Source organism: Xanthomonas sp. 3793, from assembly GCF_024806835.1.
GTDB classification, from domain to species: Bacteria; Pseudomonadota; Gammaproteobacteria; order Xanthomonadales; family Xanthomonadaceae; genus Xanthomonas; species Xanthomonas arboricola_F.
The window spans coordinates 423,347-441,789 of record NZ_JANTYU010000004.1 but is presented as its reverse complement, the minus strand read 5'-3'; the positions used below and the strand labels follow the sequence as shown (position 1 = coordinate 441,789).

Below are 18,443 nucleotides of genomic sequence, written 5' to 3'. Positions count from 1 at the left end.
CCGGCCAGCCGACGCTGGCCGGTTAGCGCTCGACCATCGCCGCTGCCAACGCTTTGGCCCAGCTTATGCATAAGCTTCTTGCGAGGGTCAACACCACGCAGGAGGACGTATGCACGAGTCTTTCAAACAGGGCGCGCCGGCGGAATTGTGGCAGGCGTTGGTGCGCGAGGCGGGGCAGCGGATCGCACGTCCGCTGGACGAATCGCGCGAGCACTATCTGGTGTTCGTGTTGCTGCGCTTTCAGCGCGATGCGCATCTGTTGTCGCGCACCCAGGCGCTGGCGTGGTTGCATGCGCAGGATCAGATCGGCAGCGTGCGGGCCGATGCGTTACGCGATGTCGGCGATGGCTGCCTGCTGATTGCCGGGCTATTCCCCGGCGTGGCGCAGCGCCGTCGCCTCAGCGTTGATTACTTCATCGACCTGGGGCGCGGCGCGTATTCGGAGGTAGCCGACACGCGCTGCAGCGATGCGAGCTTGTTCGCACAGCTGGCCGACAGCTATCGCGAGTTGGTCCGCATCCTGGCTGCATTGCGCCCGCCCCGCGAGTGGCAGCCTGGGGCGGGTGGGATCTTGCAGGCCTGAGAGCGGCTAAGGCGGCTGTGCAGCCGCCAGGCGCGTGCGGCCGGTGCCCGGTGCGGCATCGCCGCTCGTGCACTCAGACGATGAGCGCGCCGCGTCCGCGTCTACCGGACGGGGCGCGTGCGACGTGTTGCCAGAAGGACTGAACAATAAGCCTTGGCAGGGGCCGTCCCGACACGCGTCGGGCCCGTCCCGACTGCCATCGCCTGCGTCTGCGCGCACACTAGCCCTGCAGGCAGATCCGCTGGGTGAGTGCCATTACCCGACGATCAGGACCTGCATTGTTGATCGTCGCAGCGTCGGTGCACTGCGGCGCATCGCGCGCGCAGCATGGGGGACATGCTGCGCGTCGCAACCATCCAGAGGGACGTGGATTCATGAAGACGTGTATCGCGGCAGTGCTGTTGGCACTGCCTGGGCTTGCTGTTGCACAAGACCTGCCGCCGGGCTACGCCGGTCAGGGCGGAATGACGCTGCAGGAGATCGACCCTGCCATCTATGCGTATCACTACGACCACGGTTTCGTGGGCGAAGATGCGATGGGCTGGGATCCTGCATTGCAGTTCGCCTGGTCGCGCATCGCCGCTGCCGAGGTTTGCGCACAGCAACCGCCATCGGATGCACTGATCGCCAAGCTGGTGGAGCAGTACGGCAAGGATGCCGTGGTGCACCAGACAAGCGGTATCGGATTCCATGCGGCGCAGATGCGTGCCGCCGGCACGTTCTGTACCCCGACGCGTCATGCAGAAGCAGTCGCGCTACTGCCTGCGTTTGCGGGTGGCGACTTTTCTACTGCAACCGCGTATGCCTCCGCTGCCGAGGCGGGGACGGTGGTGGTGGCAGCACAGGATCAGCCTACGGCCATTGGTGGTGGGGATGCAGCGACTGCGCCATCGCTCTCTGCGGACTGGGCGTTGATGCTGCCGCTACAGCCGCGCATGATCGTCGCAGCCAATGGTCAGCCTGCCGGCGATGAAATGTTGCACGTGATCCGGCGAGGTCATACCGGCGCGGTCATCGCGGGGCAGGTCGCTGGAAATGTAATTACCGGTGTCCTGCTGGGCAGGATGGGCGGATTCACCTTCGACAAACGCCAGTTGAAGGGCGAGGAGATCGAAAGCATCGGCAACCCGGGGTATGCGCTACAGCGCGATGCGATCAACATGCAGTTGAAGCGCTACTTCACCGCCAAGCCCGGCGCGATGCCGATCGATGCTTTTCCATTGCAGGTGCTCATGTCCGAATGGCGGCTGGTCTACCAGAGCCTGAGCGACGAAAACTCCCCGTACGAGCTGCGCTATCAGGTCAGCATAGGTGGTGAATCAAGCGGGTTCCTGAAGCGCAAGGCCAGTCCGTACAGCCTGTCGTGCCAGCCTACCCTGCGCACCGCGTCGCTGGAAGAATGGCAAGCAAACGATTACGCGATGGTCAAAGAAGCTGCGCAGGCCTATAGCGACGAATGTGCCGCAAAGCTCGCCGAGCAGTTGCCGCAGTGGTTCCCGGACAGGGCAACGGTTACTGCCTCCAACTGATTGCCGGATCGGGCGAGGCCGGGCATCCGACCGCTCTGGCGATCTGTAAAAATTGCTATCAGCGCATCCTGAAACCAGAACGGGCACTGCTCCATCGAGCAGTGCCCGTTCCGTCTTGCGGATTGGGAATGCATCAGCCGACTTGGCGTGCCTGGCTGCGTTGCAGTTCTTGCTGATCCTGGACCTGCGTTTGCGACTGCGCGTCCTGTCGTACGGCATTGCTGCTTTGCTCCAATGGGCGTTCTGCAGCGCCTGCCTTGTCCGTATAGATCCGCTGGTGCGCCGGGTCGTTTGGCTGACCCTGTACAGCGAACAATCCGGTGCCGTCCTTGCTCAGTATCACCGCGTCAATGCGCTGCAGACCGCTGACCTTGGCTTCGAACGCCAATGAAGCCGCTGCATTCTCCAACGCGCGACGGTCGGCGAACGAATTCGGACCCAGCTGTTCCAGCTTGCTCACGGCCTGGTTGTACAGCGGATTATCGGGATTGGTTTTTTCCGACAGCAACGGCGTCTTCTCGGCTTGCTTCAGTGCCTTGAGCGTATCGCCGCCGACGACGCCATCATCCTGCAGTCCGTGCGCACGCTGAAAGGCCTTGACCGCCTCACCCGTCCGCTGGCCATAGGCGCCGTCGGAGTTGAGTTCGTTGCCCTTTGCGTCCCTGTAGCCCAACTGCTGCAAGGTCTGCTGCACCTTCAGAACTTCAGCGCCATGCGCCTTTTCGCGCAGCACGCCGGATGTTTGTACCGCATCCTGCGCATGCGCGGGTTTGTGCGCGTCGCTGTCGTGAGATTGTTGCTTGCTCTGGTTGCGGTCCTGCAGCAAGTCGCGCGCTTCGGAAAGCGGGTCGCTGGCATAGAGCTTGACGCCCTTGGCGTGCTTGCGTTCAAGGTAGGTATCCAGCGAGCTGAGCTCGACGCCCTCACCGCCACGCGATTGGCTGATCTTGAGCTCGCCATCCTTGGGATCGCGCACCACCATGGTGATGTGGTCGATGCCCTTGTAGCGCCCTTTGTCCCACCCCAGTGACCCATTGTCCTCGCCGATGATCATGCCTTCTTTGAGGTTCTGGGCAGCGACGTCCTTGCCTTGGATCAGGACGCCGGAGCGTTGTTCGGCCTTGCGTAGCAATTCGGATGCACTATCGAAACCAGGGCTGAACTTTTCGTCCTTGGTGAAGATGACCTTGCCGGCGCCCTCGTTGATTTCACCCATGGTCGCATTCTGCATCTCGACCACCCAGCCAGAACAATCGACCCTCCCTTTGTCTGGATCCTTCGCGCCCATGCCGTACTTGACGTGGTCGTATTTGTTGGTGAGGTCATAGGCGGCGTGGAGCGCGATGCCATGCGCTGCAGCTTTCTCCGGCTGTGCGGCTGCGGACTGCGATGGTGCGGTTTGCGACGGTGCCTGCTGCTGCGTGGCCGAAATGGGCTCAATGCCTTTTTCAGGGATACGGATGCGGTCCATCTTCGTATCCCAGTACTGCACGAACGTCTGTGCCATGTCCTTGTCCGACATGCGCTGGAACGTCGCCGAATCGACACCTGTCAGAGACTTCAGTTCTTTCTCGCCAACATTGTTGAGGATGTTGGCGCGAGTGCTCTCAAGCCCGAAAGATCCTGTGGCGATCGCGGTCTGAAGAGAGCGGTAACCACTCGCGCCCTGCTGATGGGCCATGTACATGTCCAGGCCATCGGGCACTGGTTTGCCCGACAGGTAAGGCCGGCCATCGCGTTCGTGCCGGTCAACCAGGCTGGTCCGATTATCCAGATACAGCCGCGCTGCCGCGTCGGTGTTGACCACTGCATCCAACTCGCGTCCAGCGATGCCGTATTGTGCAGCGGTCGGAGGAGTGAACTGAAATAGCCCCTTGGCACCAGCGGCTCCGCGGCTGGCCAGCTCGTCAAAGGCACCGCCGGTCTCTACGTGGGCAAACCGCAGGAAGTCATCGCGCGGGATATTTCGCTCGGCTGCTTCGCGTTCGATGATGTCGAGCACTTGGGCTCGTGAGTAATTCGTTGGCATCGCTCAAGGTCCTTGATTGAGTGCTACAGCCCAGTGGCTGCAGCGGTACGCCGCCCGAACCAATTCCTTTGGTCCTGTATTAAGGGGTCGGCAAATACGATTTCTGGGCCGCATCGTACCGGTATACGACCGTTTCGTCACCCCCGCTCGTCGGCGAGTCTGCAGAAACGGTCACCCGCAGCGCGGGCAGACCAGGCTGCTTAACAAACGCAAGCGTACTGGTGTTTTTAATACAGGGAATCTTCCCAGGCGCATCCTCGCCACAATTTGCACTGTTGTCCTGCCCGGCCGGGATGTTGCCGATATACGTCCAATGTTTGTCGTTGACGTCATCGGTTTCCTTCGGATTGAACACGAATGCGTCGTAGGAAAGGATCCGTACGCCCGACTGCAGGCTCCACGTCGGTACGGCCAGGACCAGCCGGCTGTCGTCGGTGACGAGGGTCTGTGGCTTACGTGTCGTATCGACGGTGTTGCCTTTTTCCATTCCACCGAATTCGCCGATGTACGGCTCTGCGCCAAGCAGCTTCCATGGCGACTTGCTGCCAGGTTCGCTAATGATGAAGGTGGCATGTGCCAAGGTCACCTTCGTGCCCGGAGCGGGATAGTGGTTCTCGCGCTCTGTGCCGAAGAGCTCGGGCGTTTCCCAGGCGAAGCCGGTGTAATAACGCGTGCCGCTGAGTTCGAATTGAAAGCCGTACCAGTAATTGATCCAGCTGCCATTGGCGACTTCATAGGACGTTGCGCCGTCGCCATCGATGTTGCTGATGAAGTACAGCACGCTGTCCGGGCGGGGCGGCTGGAGCTGTTGGGTTGAACCCTGGGTTGCGTCCTGCATGGGAGAAGCGTCCTTGTCTGAAGGTTTGGGGGTGGCGCTGGCCGCGGCGCTGGCTGTCTTCGGAGGTGTGGCGTCCGTTGCAGCCGGCTTGCAGGCGGCGAGCATCGCTAGCGCAAGGATCAGTGGAATCTTCCTGACGAGCATTGGGGTGCATCCGTTGCGGAGGGCGGCGAAAGTCTACTCCAGCGCGGCGATGTGTCCAGTCGTCGCGCCCAGCCTTGCGCGGCCGGGTTGCCTGCTGCGCGTGGGGCTTCCGACTCAGCGGACGGATGGGGTGTCAGGTCTGCACCCCATCCCCTTGCTTCACCCGTCCACTGAAACTTCAGGCGTGCCGGGTGGCCTGTGTGCTTACGCCAGCGGCGTATTGGAAATGATCTCCACCCAATAGCCATCCGGGTCCTTGATGAAGGCCAGGTGCTTCATGCGGCCGTCTTCCAAGCGTTTTTGGTACGCCACGCCGAGGCTGTCGAAGCGTGCGCAGGCGGCGTGGATATCCGGTACCGAGACGCAGATATGGCCGAAGCCGCGTGGGTCGCTGTTGCCGTCGTGGTAGACCGGGCCGTCCTGGGTTTCGGTACCGTGGTTATGGGTGAGTTCCAGCACGCCGGGGATGCCGGCCATCCACAGACGGCGCGCTGCGTCGTCGTCTGGAATCGCGGTGTCTTGCGGCAGCAATGCGAGAAAGTACAGGCTGAACTCGGCCTCGGCGAAGTGGCGCGCATCCAGCAGGCGGAAGCCGAGCACACGCGTGTAGAAATCCAGCGAGCGCTGCGCATCCTTGATGCGCAGCATGGTGTGGTTGAACACGAAACCGCTGGTTTCGGCAGGCGCGGTGCTGGCGCCGGGAACGTGATTGAGATCGGTCAAAGGCATGTCGGTTTCCTTGTAAAACGTCTTGGGGGGAACAGGTCGGCGCTGTGGTGGATGCCGATGTTAGCCAGGCAATGGTGGTCGGCGTGTCTGCATCGCGCGCGTCGGTGCCCTGGGCGCCGCGCGCTGGGCGGTCATCGGTTCATGTCTGCGTTTGCGTGCATGTCTGCCGTGCGCATGGGGACGAGCTGCCGCACCCATGCGCAGTGCTGCGGCCAGTTCAAAACCAGATGCGCACGCCGACGACGAAGCGGCTGTCGCGCGCCGGTTCGTCGTCCATCGTGGCGCGCCGGGCACGGTCGCCGAAGCTGCGGTGATGCACCCAGCCGATATAGGGCGCAAACCGGCGTGTGATTTCGTAGCGGAGTCGCACGCCTGCTTCGAGCTGCTCCAGGCCGCTGTCGATGCCGCGTTGCCTATCCTCGCTCAGTGCGATGTCTGCTTCCACGCGTGGCTGCAGGATCAGGCGGTTGGTCAGCAGGACGTCGTATTCGCCCTCCAGTCGCATGGCCGCGCGACCGCCGCTGCCAATGAAGAGGGTGGCCTCGGTTTCGAACTTGTAAGGCGCCATGCCTTGCACGCCGAACGCCGCCCAACTGCGATGGTCGGTGCCGATGTCCTGACGCACGCCCACCAATACATCCCACCAAGGCGAGATGGCATGGCCGTAGAACGCTTCGACCGACGCGTCTTGTGTGTGCCCCTGCTGTCGCTCGCCTTCGCTGCGTAGCCACACGCGGTCGATATCGCCACCGATCCACGCGCGCGCTTCCCATTGCCGGCCGCTGCCGCGATCGGTGTCGAAGGCTTCCAGTCGATCGAGCAGCACGTACCGGTTGACTCCCGTCCCATGCATCGCGTGACTGTGCAGCGGTGCGAAGGCTGCGGCGATGTCCTCGGCAGTCGGCTCTGGAATCGGCTCGCGTGGCAGTGCAGCGCTATGTGGGGAGGCATGCGTTTGCATCGGCATCTTGGCTGGTGCGTCGCCATGCATCCGCGCATGGTCCATGGGAGTGTGCTCCATCGGCGCCTGCTGCGCAGGACCTGCGGTCATGGATGCGTGATCCATCGCCGGGTGATCCATCGAGCCATGGTCCATGCCCGCGTGCGACATGTGGTCATGATCTGCAGACGGCCTGACTGCGGACTCCTGCGTCTGAGCACGCTGCAACACCGGTGCATCGCTGGGTGCCACAGATTCTGTGGCGTCATGATGAGAATGCTCGGTAGGCGGTGGCGTCTGGTCGGCGTGCTGCATGTGCGCGTTCGCCACCTCCATGGCAGGCATGGTGTCCTGTGCAGTGGCCGGCGCCGCATCCGACGCTGCCGCCTTTGGCAAATCGGCATCGCCAGCGTCGGACGTCATCTGCATCGCATGCGCATCGTGCGCTGCGGTGCTGCCCGCCGCATCCAGGTGCTCCTGCGCAGCTAACGACGCACTCAGCATCCACATGCTCACCAACAGTGGGCGTAGGCGTAACGCGCTCATGCCTCCACCCGCACTTCGCGCATCATGCCCGCTTCCATGTGGTACAGCAGGTGACAGTGGTAGGCCCAACGGCCGAGCGCATCCGCACGCACGCGATAGGTACGGCGCGTACCGGGCGGCATGTCGATGGTGTGCTTGCGCACCTGGAAATTGCCGTCGGCATCTTCCAGGTCGCTCCACATGCCGTGCAGATGGATGGGGTGCTGCATCATGGTGTCGTTGACCAGCACGATGCGTAGCCGCTCGCCGTAACGCAGCCGCAGTGGGTCGGCCGAGGCGAAGGCGATGCCGTCGAAGGACCATGCAAATTTTTCCATGTGGCCGGTCAGGTGCAGCTCGATCTCGCGACCGGGCTCGCGGCCATCCGGGTCATCGAACAGGCTATGCAGATCGCCGTAGCGCAGCACGCGGCGGCCGTTGTCGCGCAGGCCTACGCCGGGGTCGTCCAGACGCGGCGCGGTGGCATTGCTGCGCATGTCGATCAATGGATTGCCATCCTCGCTGGCGGGGTGATGCGGTGTCTTGTCCGATGCGCTGTCGTGCGCATGCTGGACTGGCATCGGCATCGGCATCGGCATTGGCATTGGCATCGCATGCGCCGCATGCGGGTCGCTTTGCGTCGTGTCGTCACCGTGCATGGCGTGATCGGCATGCGCCATGCCATCGCCATGTCCCATGTCCTGCATGGTGAGGATCGCGCGCGGATCCAGCGCGGGAATCGGCGGCCGCAGGCCATGGCGTACGGCCAGCGTGCCGCAGGCGAATCCGGTGCGGCCCATGTCCTGCGCAAACAAGGTAAACGCATCCTGGCCGATGGGCTCGACGAGCACATCGAAGGTTTCTGCCGCGGCAATCCGTAGTTCGTCCACGCTGACCGGATGCACGTATTGGCCGTCGGCGGCGACAACGGTCATGCGCAGGCCGGGGATGCGGATGTCGAAGTAGGTCATCGACGAGCCGTTGATGAAACGCAGCAACACCTTTTCGCCGGGAGTGAACAAGCCGGTCCAGTTGCCGGCCGGCGCCACCCCGTTCAGCAGGTAGGTGTAGGTGTTGGCGTTGACGTCCGACAGGTCGGTGGGCGTCATGCGCATGCGGCCCCACATGCCACGGTCGGCCAGTGTCGCGCGCAGGCCGTCTTCGCGCGCATCGCGCAGGAAGTCGCCCACGGTGCGCTGTGCGTAGTTGTCGTGGCTGGGCATCTGTTTCAGGCGGCGGAACAGCGCCGCCGGGTCGAGATCGGTCCAGTCCGACAACAGCACCACATGTTCGCGATCGTGGCGGTACGGCGGCGGTGTCAGCGGATCGATGACGATGGCGCCATACAGGCCGGCCTGCTCCTGGAACATCGAATGGCTGTGGTACCAGTAGGTGCCGGATTGGCGCAGCGCAAAGCGGTAGTGATACTCCTGGCCTGGCGCGATGCCATCGAAGCTCATGCCGGGCACGCCGTCCATGTTGGCCGGCAGCAGCAGGCCGTGCCAGTGCACCGAGGTGGGCTGGTCGGTCAGCGCGTTATGCACGCGCACGCTCACCGTATCGCCCTCGCGCCAGCGCAGCGTGGGCGCAGGCAGGCTCTGGTTGACGGTGATGGCAGGGCGCGTGCGCCCGGTGAAATTGACCGGCAGGCGGCCGATCTGCAGCGACTGGCTGCTGCCGCGCAGGACCGGCGTGCTCACCGCGCCGGCTGCACGCGCGTCGGCACGCCACAGCCCGGCACCGGCGGCAAGACCGCCCAGGGCCAGGCCCTGCACGAAACGGCGCCGGCTGATGGCAGGCGGGGAGGTTGGATCGAACACAGGGGAATCGGAAGACATGTCATCTCCGGCGCGTCTGCAACAGCAGGCAGACGCAGCGCATCGCTGGGAAATCCCGCGTACAGGGACGCGGGGCGAAGCATGCATGGGAGGGGCCGATAGGCACGGCGCGCGCGCGTCACGCCAGGCATGCGGTGCGCCTGCTACCCGGGCGCGTGCAGTGACTGCCGATGCCGCGCATCGGCGACGCGTCTGGGCAAGCGCGTCGTGCCGTGTCGGCCGTTAGCCGATGGGAGGTCGAACCGGTTGCTCGTGTGTCGGGTTGCCGCGGCCTGCGTCCAGGGCGGCAGGCGCCGCGGAATGACTGAGCATCCCCGCCGGAACCGCGGGCAGGGTCAGCAAGGCCAGGCTGCAGTGTTGCAGGCAGTCGCAGCTGCCCAGCTTGCAGCAGTCGCTGGCGTGCGCGTGTCTGGTCGTGTCGGGCAACGGCGCCGCATCGGCCGCTGGCATGGCGTCATGGCACGGCATCGCGGCCGCCACGTGCGCCTGCATGGCGTGCGTGACCGTCTGCGGCACGGCCACTTCCGGCATTGCCATGCCCACCGACGCCCACGCGCCGGTGGCCGTATTGGCGACCAGGCACAGGCACAGCAGCAGGCGGAGCAGGCAAGGCAGCACGGGCGGTCGGGGCTGATGGATGACGCTGCGAGCATACCACCGGCCCGCAACCGTCCGCCCGCTGACCGCCGGCGCCGGCTGTGCGCCTGGCGGCGGTAGAATTGACGCCTCTTTCGCTTCACGCCCGTGCCCATGTCGCAGCGCCAGTGGGTGGCCGCCGCCATCCAGAAGATCGAGGCCGATTTCAATCGTTCGGCCGACACCCATCTGATCCCGATGGATCTGCCGGGCTATCCAGGCATCGACCTGTACTTCAAGGACGAGTCCAGCCACCCCACCGGCAGCCTCAAGCACCGGCTGGCGCGCTCGCTGTTTCTCTATGCGCTGACCAACGGCTGGCTGCGTGCCGGGCGGCCGGTGATCGAGGCCTCCAGTGGCTCGACCGCCATTTCCGAGGCCTATTTCGCGCGCCTGCTGGGGGTGCCCTTCATCGCGGTGATGCCGGCCTCGACCTCGCCGGAGAAGATCGCAGCGATTCAATTCCAGGGCGGCCGCTGCCATCTGGTGGAACGTGCCTGCGACCTGGACAGCGCCTCGCACCAGCTCGCGCGCGAGACCGGCGGGCACTTCATGGACCAGTTCACCTACGCCGAGCGCGCCACCGACTGGCGCGCCAACAACAACATCGCCGAATCGATCTTCAAGCAGCTGGCCGAAGAGCCCCACCCCATCCCCGACTGGATCGTCTGCAGCCCCGGCACCGGCGGCACCAGCGCCACATTGGGGCGCTATGTGCGCTATCGCCGGCATCACACCCGCATCCTGTGCGTGGACCCGGAAGTGTCGGTGTTCTTCGACGGTTATTGCCGTGCGGTGGACGGGCAGTGCCCCAAGGAGCTGGCGATCACCGGCGGCTCGCGCATCGAAGGCATCGGCCGGCCGCGGGTGGAATCGAGCTTCATTGCCAGCTGCGTCGATGAAATGATCAAGGCGCCCGACGCCTTGAGCCTGGCGGCGATGCGCCACGTCAGCGCCACGCTGGGCCGTCGCGTGGGCGGCTCCACCGGCACCAACTTCATCGGCGTACTGCACGCCGCGCAGCGGATGCGCGAGGAGGGCCGGCAGGGCTCCATCGTCACCATCCTGTGCGATGCAGGCGAGCGCTACGCGCACAGTTACTACAACCCGGGCTGGTACGCGGAGCGGGCGATCGATGTCACCGACAGCGATGCGGCCATTGCCGAGGCGGTCAACGGCGGCGCATTGCCGCAGCTGCCTTGTGCTGCGCTGCGTTGATCGCCATATCGGGAGCGTGCTGACGCGCTGGGCGTCGGCACCTGTCACCAGACATCTTCGTCATCCCTGATTCAGTCCACCGCCGGAGCGCTCCATGACCAACCCGCTGCTCGATCTGTCCGGACTGCCGTCCTTCGATGCCATCCGCCCTGCGCATGTAGGCCCGGCGATCGACCAACTGCTGGCCGAGGCAGAAGCGGCAGTGAAGGCGGCCGAACAGGTCAGCCCGGTGCGCTGGGACAGTTTCGTGGTGCCGCTGGACGATGCCACCGAGCGGTTGTGGCGCGCATGGGGCCAGGTCGGCCATCTGCAGGCGGTAATGAACACGCCCGAGCTGCGCGAGGCCTACAACAGCAATCTGCCCAAGGTGAGCCGCTTCGGCAGCGCGCTGGGCCAGAACCTGGCCTTGTACGCGCAGTACAAGGCGCTGGCGCAATCGCCTGAAGCGGCCGAGTACGATCAGGCGCGCCGCAAGGTGCTGGACAACGCGCTGCGCGATTTCCGTCTCGGCGGCGCCGAGCTGGACGACGAGGCCAAGGCGCGCTTTGCGCAGATCCAGGAAGAGCTGTCCGCATTGGCAGCCAGGTTTTCTCAGAACGTGCTCGACGCTACCGACGCTTGGTCGTACGTGACCGAAGACCAGGCGCAGTTGTCCGGCCTGCCGGCCGAGGTGATCGCCGCCGCACGCGCTGCGGCTGAAAAAGACGGCGTACCGGGCTGGAAGTTCACCTTGCAGATGCCGTGCTATCTGCCGGTGCAAAGCGATGCCGACAGCCGCGAACTGCGCGCGCTGCTGTATCGCGCCAACGCCGAGCGCGCCTCCGAGTTCGGCGATCCTGCGCTGGACAACAGCGCCAATATCGATCGTATTCTCGCCCTGCGCGCCGAGCTGGCGCAGCTGCTTGGATTTGCAAGTTACGCCGACTACTCGGTCGCCACCAAGATGGCGCAAAGCCCCACTGAAGTGATGGGGTTCCTGCGCGACCTGGCCGTGCGTGCCAGGCCGTATGCGCAACGCGACCGTGCCGAACTCGAAGCCTTCGCACGCGACGAACTTGGCCTGGATGAACTGCAGGCCTGGGACCTGGCCTACGTCAGCGAAAAGCTCAAGCAGGCGCGCTACAGCTTTTCCGAGCAGGAAGTGAAGCAGTATTTCACCGAGCACAAGGTGCTGGCTGGCCTGTTCGATGTCATCCACAGCCTGTACGGACTGAGCGTCAAGCCGGACAGCGCGCCGGTGTGGCATCCGGACGTGCGTTTCTTCCGGCTGGAAGATGCGCAGGGCGCGTTGGTTGGCCAGTTCTATCTGGATCTGTACGCGCGCGAAGGCAAGCGCGGTGGCGCGTGGATGGACGATTGCCGCAACCGCCGCGAGACCGCCAATGGGACGCAGACGCCGCTGGTGTATCTGGTGTGCAACTTCGGCCGCGGCAGTGGCGATGCACCGGCCACCTTCCGGCACGGCGAGGTCACCACGCTGTTCCATGAAATGGGCCACGGCCTGCATCAGTTGCTCACCCGCATCGGCGAGTTGGGTGTGGCCGGCATCAATGGCGTGGAATGGGATGCGGTGGAACTGCCCAGCCAGTTCATGGAGAACTTCTGCTGGGAATGGGAGCGCGTGCAGGCGATGACCGCGCACGTGCAGACCGGCGAGCCGTTGCCGCGCAACCTGTTCGATCGGCTGCTGGCTGCGCGTAATTTCCAGAGCGGCATGTTCACCGTGCGCCAGCTGGAGTTCGCCTTGTTCGACATGCAGCTGCACAGCAGCTTCGACCCGGTGCAGGACAGCGTGCTGCAGCTGATCGAGCGCGTGCGCGACGAGGTCGCCGTCAATCGCCCGCCGGCGTGGAATCGCTTCCCGCATCAGTTCAGCCATATTTTCGCGGGCGGCTACGCAGCCGGCTATTACAGTTACAAATGGGCTGAAGTGCTTAGTGCCGATGCCTACGCCGCGTTCGAAGAGGCGCCGGAGCAGGTCGCTGACACGGGGGAACGTTTTCGCCATGAAGTGTTGTCGCGCGGTGGCAGCCGCAGTGCGGCCGACAACTTCCGTGCCTTCCGTGGGCGTGCGCCGAGCATCGACGCATTGCTGCGGCACAACGGCATGGCGGGCTGATGGTGCCGATTGGGCCGTCGTCACCGGCCACCGGTCGCTACGGAGTTCGCATTGCATTGAGGTGAGCTGTCTTATAACCGCGACGTGGCGCCCCTTCGCGAGGCGCAGCATGCAGTGGAACAAGGCACAAGGAGACCGCAATGCAGCGACGTTTGTCATGGAGTGCGCTATGGCTGATGGCCGTGGCCATGCCGGTTTGGGCGCAACATGCCGGCCACGCCAACGGCCTGGCTGGCCTGCGCGCCGGGCCTGCTGAAGAGTACCGGCGCGTGGGAGAAGTTCAGCCCGGCAATGCGCTTCAGGTCTATGGTTGTCTCGACCGCGGCACCTGGTGCGACGTGCGTTCTCCGGAGGCACGTGGTTGGCTTCCTGCGAACTCGATCGCGCTCAATCACGGCGCCCTGAATCGCGTGGTGCCGAAAGTGAAGTTCGCGCTGGACACCTACTGGGACACGCACTATCGCGGCCGCGAATGGACGGTCGAGAGCGAGCGTGCGTTCTGGCGCGATCACACGCCGGGAGACTCGCTGCCACTGGAGCTCCTGGCACCTGGCGAGGGCGTGCCGGCGGACGGAGTGCAGTCCATGGCAAGACGTGCCAAGCGGCAGACACGTGCAGAGAACGAGCGCACCGAACGCGAGCGTGCCGTGATCGATCGGGCTGCGCTGAATCGGCTGGACCGTGATGCACGGGACGAAAGGATCAACAGGTGCGAACGCTCAGGAGGCCAGGACAGTGCCGTGCAGAGTTGTATCTCTCAGGCACGCAGCGACTACGACGGAGCGGTTCGGCAACGGTGCGCAGGCTCACAGAGTCAGGACGTCGGCTCACAGAGTTGTATCGACCAGGCAAGCATCGACTACGAGCAATCGGTTTGGGAACGGAAAATGCGCGACCAGCAAGATCGCTAGCCGGCCGTTCGTCGGACGAGGTCTGGCGTGCACCTGGCAGGGCATTGCGGTTGGCGCCTTGTGGCGGTATCAACTATGCAAATCCCGGCTTGCCGCGCCTGGCCAACGACATCGGCCGATGGCATGCAAGACACGGCAGTCACTGGGTGATCGGCGCGTTTCTGTCATCGCCGCAACCGGTGCCACCGCAGCGTGATCGCGGCGGTGGCAGCAGCCATCACACCCGCCCGAACACCAACGTGCCGTTGGTGCCGCCAAAGCCGAAGCTGTTGGACATCACCGTGTTCAAGCTCGCCTCCTGCGTCTGCCGCAGGATCGGGAAGCCCTCCGCACGGGGGTCGAGTTCGTCGATATGTGCAGAGCCGGCCATGAACCCGTCGCGCAACATCAGCAGGCTGTAGATCGCTTCGTGCACGCTGGCCGCGCCCAGCGAATGGCCCGACAGCGCCTTGGTCGAGGACAACGGCGGCACGTTGTCGCCGAACACCTCGCGCACCGCGCCCAGTTCGGTGACATCGCCCAGCGGCGTGGAGGTGCCGTGGGTGTTGAGGTAGTCGATCGGCTGGCTGAGGCCTTGCATGGCCATGTGCATGCAGCGCACCGCACCTTCGCCGCTGGGCGCCACCATGTCGGCACCATCGGAGGTCACGCCATAGCCGAGCAATTCGGCATGGATGCGTGCGCCGCGCGCGATGGCGTGGTCGTAGTCTTCCAGCACCAGCATGCCGCCGCCGCTGCCGATGACAAAGCCGTCGCGCTGCGCATCGTAGGGGCGCGAGGCCACCGCCGGGCGATCGTTGAAGCCGGTGGACAGCGCGCCCATCGCATCGAACATCACGCTCATGGTCCAGTGCAGTTCTTCGCCGCCGCCGGCGAACATCACATCCTGCGCGCCGTGCCGGATCAGATCCGCGGCCGCGCCGATGCAGTGCGCCGACGTCGCACAGGCGGCCGACAGCGAATAGCTCAAGCCGCGGATCTTGAACGCAGTGGCCAGCGATGCGGAGACCGCCGAACACATCGTGCGCGGCACCATGTACGGGCCCACCTTGCGCACGCCACGGTTGCGCAGCAGGTCGGCGGTTTCCACCTGCCATTGACTGGACCCGCCACCGGAGCCGGCGATCACGCCGGTCCGCAGGCTACTGACCTGCTCGGCATCCAGCCCGGCATCGGCAATCGCATCGCGCATGGCCAGATACGCGTACGCGGAGGCGTCGCCCATGAAGCGTTTGAGCTTGCGGTCGATCAACGCCTCCAGATCCAGCGTCACCGCGCCGCCCACCTGGCTGCGCAGACCGGCCCCGGCGTGATCGGGCAATGCAGTGATGCCGGAGCGGCTCTCACGCAATGCGGTGGAGACGGTGTCCAGATCGTTGCCCAGACACGAATTGATGCCCATTCCGGTGACGACGACACGACGCATCAGAAGTTCTCCGTCGAAGTGAACATGCCCACGCGCAGATCCTTGGCGGTGTAGATCTCGCGCCCGTCCACCAGCATGCGTGCATCGCTCTGCGCCATCACCAGCTTGCGGTTGATCACGCGGCTGACATCGATCTCGTAGCTCACCAGGCTGGCGCTCGGCAATACCTGGCCGGTGAACTTGACCTCGCCGCAGCCCAGCGCGCGTCCGCGACCGGGTGCGCCGATCCAGGTCAGGAAAAAGCCGGTCAGCTGCCACATCGCATCCAGCCCCAGGCAGCCGGGCATCACCGGGTCGCCGATGAAGTGGCAACCGAAGAACCACAGGTCCGGGCGGACATCGAGTTCTGCGCGGATCACGCCCTTGCCATGCGCGCCGCCGCTGTCGTTGATCTCGGTGATGCGGTCGAACATCAGCATCGGGTCGTTCGGCAGCCGGCCGCTGTCGGGTCCGAACAATTCCCCGCGCGCGCTGGCCAGCAATTGGTCGCGCGAATACGCATTTTGACGAGTCATCACAAACGTGTCCTGCAAGGAGCGAATGGCGAAGCCGGCAAGGGTGCATGAGCCGGCGCGGTTCAATCAAACGTTTTATCCGTACGCATGCGTGCTGTTTTCAGACGCTGCAAGGGTGCGGTGCACAATGTGGAGGCTCGGTAGCTCGCGCCTTCGCACGCCATCCGGTCATGGCCAACGGCCGGATGATGTGCAAAGGCGTGGTGGTCCGGAGCTGAAGGCAATGTCCATCGCTGGCGGCGGTCGCGCCCGTTTCGCGCCGCCTTGCCGTTGTTGCTGGATCATGGCGTGAGACGCGGCTGCCTTATCATGGCCGCATCCTGAGTGGAGAGATGCCAGCTTGATGCGCAAGATCGTGCACGTGGACATGGATGCGTTCTACGCGTCCGTGGAGCAACGTGACGATCCCGGCCTGCGCGGCAAGCCGGTGGTGGTGGCCTGGCGCGGCGCGCGTTCGGTGGTCTGCGCCGCCTCCTACGAGGCACGTACTTTCGGCATTCGCTCGGCGATGCCGGCGCTGCGCGCCGAGCGGCTGTGCCCGGATGCGGTCTTCGTGCCGCCGGATTTTGCGCGCTACAAGGCGGTGTCGCGACAGGTGCGCGAGATCTTCCATCGCCACACTGATCTGGTCGAGCCGTTGTCGCTGGACGAAGCCTATCTGGATGTCACCCAAGCCAAGACCGGCATGCAGCTGGCCACCGAGATCGCGCAGCTGATCCGCACCCAGATCCGCGACGAAACCCGGCTCACTGCATCGGCCGGCATCGCGCCGAACAAGTTCCTGGCCAAGATCGCCTCCGACTGGCGCAAGCCAGATGGCCAGTTCGTCATCGCACCAAGTCGCGTGGATGCATTCCTGCTGCCGCTCAAGGTCAATCGCATTCCCGGCGTGGGCAAGGTGATGGACGGCAAGCTGGCGGCTTTGGGCATCGTCACCGTGGCCGATCTGCGACTGCGTCCGCTGGAAGAATTGCAGGCGCATTTCGGCAGCTTCGGACATAGCCTGTATCGCCGCGCGCGCGGCATCGACGAACGCCCGGTGGAGCCGGATCAGGAAGTGCAGTCGGTCTCCTCGGAGGACACCTTCAGCGAGGATCTGGCGCTCGATGCACTGGATCCGCACATCCTGCGCCTGGCCGAAAAGACCTGGCTTGCCACGCGGCGTACCGAACGGATCGGGCGCACGGTGGTGCTGAAGTTGAAGACTTCGCACTTTCGCATCCTGACCCGCTCCTACACGCCGGAGCAGCCGCCCGCTTCTTTGGACGCATTGGCGCAGATTGCATTGGCGCTGACCCGGCGCGTGGAACTGCCCGAGGAGACGCGCTATCGCCTGGTCGGCGTGGGGCTGAGCGGTTTCAGCGATGCCGACGAGGGCGCGGTGCAGGGAGAATTGTTCGGTGAGATGCCGCCGGCGCAATGAGCGCGGCCTCATGCCCGCGGTGCCGCCACTGCGGTTCTGAGCGCGCCGTCCACACCCACCAGATGGCTGCTCGCTACGTTGGGTGGGCCGCTCCTGGCCTGCTGCATGCAGCGATCGCTGCATCAGGCATCTCCACCGCGCACGCTGACGCGCTCTGAATCCGGGCGCTCGTACACTGCACGCCGCTCCCCCGACGAGGCGTTGTGCATGTTTCCGTATCCGCTGGTGATCTTCGACCTGGATGGCACGCTGGTGGACAGCGCACCCAATATCGCCGAAGCGCTCAACGCCACCCTGCACGAACTCGGGTTGCAGCAGTTCAGCGAGGCGACGATCCGCGGCTGGATCGGCGAAGGCGTGCACGTGCTGCTCGCCACCGCCTTGCGCGAAGCCGGCGGTACCCATGACGCCGATACCGAGATGCCGGTGATGATGCGTCATTACGAAGCCTGCCTGCTGCAGGACCCGCAGCTCTATTCCGGTGTCGGCGAGGCATTGACCGGGTTGCGCGAGGCCGGCGCTACGCTGGCGTTGTGCACCAACAAGCCATCGCGGTTTATCGCGCCGCTGCTGGAGCATCTGGGCATCGCATCGCAGTTCAGCAGCGTGCTCGGAGGCGATTCGCTGGCGCAGCGCAAACCCGATCCGGCACCGCTGCTGCACCTGGCCAGGCAATTCCGGCACACACCGCAGCAGTGCCTGATGGTCGGCGATTCGGCCACGGATGCGGCTGCCGCACACGCAGCGGCAATGCCCTTGGCGATGGTGCGCTACGGCTATCTGCGCGGCTTCGATGTGCAGAGCGCCGGCGCGGTGGCGGTCATGGACGACATGCGCGAGCTGCTTGCGTTGAAGTAAAACGCGCAAGCCAATCAGCACCCGTTGCATGCGCCTCCATCATCGCTTGCACCACCAACGCCGCCGTCGGTTCGCCGCGCTGGATGAACATCGCACGCACGTGCACTGCACCGGCAGACAGCTGGAACGCGCACCGACCTGCAGATAGTGCACAACATGTTGCGGCAAAAGTGCGCTGATCT

The 18,443-nt window shown here is 64.6% G+C and carries 15 protein-coding genes and 1 other RNA gene; 8 read left to right on the top strand and 8 right to left on the bottom strand.

The window, feature by feature from the left end; genetic code table 11:
- Positions 1–109 precede the first annotated feature (109 nt).
- Together FHY18_RS15380 and FHY18_RS15375 are read left to right on the top strand one after the other, a co-directional pair.
- Positions 110–583, top strand: a complete 474-nt coding sequence (locus FHY18_RS15380; protein WP_259156611.1) for a hypothetical protein — start codon at positions 110–112, stop codon at positions 581–583.
- Positions 584–957: 374 nt separating this feature from the next.
- Positions 958–2,112 (top strand): hypothetical protein, encoded by a 1,155-nt coding sequence (locus tag FHY18_RS15375; protein WP_259156610.1) that lies wholly within the window; start codon positions 958–960, stop codon positions 2,110–2,112.
- Positions 2,113–2,245: 133 nt separating this feature from the next.
- Here FHY18_RS15375 and FHY18_RS15370 read toward each other — a convergent pair whose 3' ends face one another.
- The 6 genes from FHY18_RS15370 to FHY18_RS15345 form a co-directional block, all read right to left on the bottom strand.
- A complete protein-coding gene (locus FHY18_RS15370; RefSeq protein ID WP_259156608.1) occupies positions 2,246–4,114 on the bottom strand; it encodes a peptidoglycan-binding protein in 1,869 nt (622 codons plus the stop codon).
- Between the two features lie 106 nt (positions 4,115–4,220).
- Positions 4,221–4,979, bottom strand: a complete 759-nt coding sequence (locus FHY18_RS15365) for a hypothetical protein (protein ID WP_259156990.1) — start codon at positions 4,977–4,979, stop codon at positions 4,221–4,223.
- A gap of 348 nt (positions 4,980–5,327) precedes the next feature.
- Positions 5,328–5,852 carry a lactoylglutathione lyase gene (gloA, locus tag FHY18_RS15360; RefSeq protein WP_259156606.1) on the bottom strand — a complete coding sequence of 175 codons (525 nt, stop codon included), beginning with the start codon at positions 5,850–5,852 and terminating at the stop codon, positions 5,328–5,330.
- 217 nt (positions 5,853–6,069) lie between these two features.
- Positions 6,070–7,338, bottom strand: a complete 1,269-nt coding sequence (locus FHY18_RS15355) for a copper resistance protein B (RefSeq protein WP_259156604.1) — start codon at positions 7,336–7,338, stop codon at positions 6,070–6,072.
- The gene (locus FHY18_RS15350; RefSeq protein WP_259156602.1) at positions 7,335–9,155 is read right to left on the bottom strand and encodes a copper resistance system multicopper oxidase; all 1,821 of its coding nucleotides are present in this window, start codon (positions 9,153–9,155) and stop codon (positions 7,335–7,337) included. The genes FHY18_RS15355 and FHY18_RS15350 overlap by 4 nt, the downstream gene beginning before the upstream one ends.
- Positions 9,156–9,377: 222 nt before the next feature.
- Positions 9,378–9,773 (bottom strand): CopL family metal-binding regulatory protein, encoded by a 396-nt coding sequence (locus FHY18_RS15345; RefSeq protein ID WP_259156601.1) that lies wholly within the window; start codon positions 9,771–9,773, stop codon positions 9,378–9,380.
- A 132-nt stretch (positions 9,774–9,905) separates the two neighbouring features.
- Here FHY18_RS15345 and FHY18_RS15340 point away from each other — a divergent pair, with 132 nt between their 5' ends.
- The 3 genes from FHY18_RS15340 to FHY18_RS15330 all read left to right on the top strand — a co-directional run bounded on the left by FHY18_RS15340 (position 9,906) and on the right by FHY18_RS15330 (position 14,039).
- Positions 9,906–11,009, top strand: coding sequence for a PLP-dependent cysteine synthase family protein (locus FHY18_RS15340; RefSeq protein ID WP_259156599.1), 1,104 nt, complete (start codon positions 9,906–9,908; stop codon positions 11,007–11,009).
- A gap of 94 nt (positions 11,010–11,103) precedes the next feature.
- Positions 11,104–13,128: a M3 family metallopeptidase gene (locus tag FHY18_RS15335; protein WP_259156597.1), complete on the top strand. Its 2,025-nt coding sequence runs from the start codon at positions 11,104–11,106 to the stop codon at positions 13,126–13,128.
- Between the two features lie 140 nt (positions 13,129–13,268).
- Entirely contained in the window at positions 13,269–14,039 is a 771-nt protein-coding gene (locus FHY18_RS15330; protein ID WP_259156595.1) for an SH3 domain-containing protein, read from the top strand.
- Between the two features lie 217 nt (positions 14,040–14,256).
- Here FHY18_RS15330 and fabB read toward each other — a convergent pair whose 3' ends face one another.
- Both fabB and fabA read right to left on the bottom strand, forming a co-directional pair.
- Positions 14,257–15,465, bottom strand: coding sequence for a beta-ketoacyl-ACP synthase I (gene fabB, locus FHY18_RS15325; protein ID WP_259156594.1), 1,209 nt, complete (start codon positions 15,463–15,465; stop codon positions 14,257–14,259).
- On the bottom strand, positions 15,465–15,980 hold the full coding sequence (fabA, locus tag FHY18_RS15320) for a 3-hydroxyacyl-[acyl-carrier-protein] dehydratase FabA (RefSeq protein WP_259156593.1): 516 nt from the start codon (positions 15,978–15,980) through the stop codon (positions 15,465–15,467). The genes fabB and fabA overlap by 1 nt, the downstream gene beginning before the upstream one ends.
- Positions 15,981–16,323: 343 nt before the next feature.
- Here fabA and dinB point away from each other — a divergent pair, with 343 nt between their 5' ends.
- The 3 genes from dinB (at position 16,324) to gph (ending at position 18,261) form a co-directional block, all read left to right on the top strand.
- Positions 16,324–17,403 (top strand): DNA polymerase IV, encoded by a 1,080-nt coding sequence (gene dinB, locus FHY18_RS15315; protein WP_259156592.1) that lies wholly within the window; start codon positions 16,324–16,326, stop codon positions 17,401–17,403.
- Between the two features lie 10 nt (positions 17,404–17,413).
- A non-coding RNA gene (locus tag FHY18_RS15310) (sX9 sRNA) lies at positions 17,414–17,492 on the top strand.
- 118 nt (positions 17,493–17,610) lie between these two features.
- On the top strand, positions 17,611–18,261 hold the full coding sequence (gene gph, locus FHY18_RS15305; protein WP_259156591.1) for a phosphoglycolate phosphatase: 651 nt from the start codon (positions 17,611–17,613) through the stop codon (positions 18,259–18,261).
- Positions 18,262–18,443 lie beyond the last annotated feature (182 nt).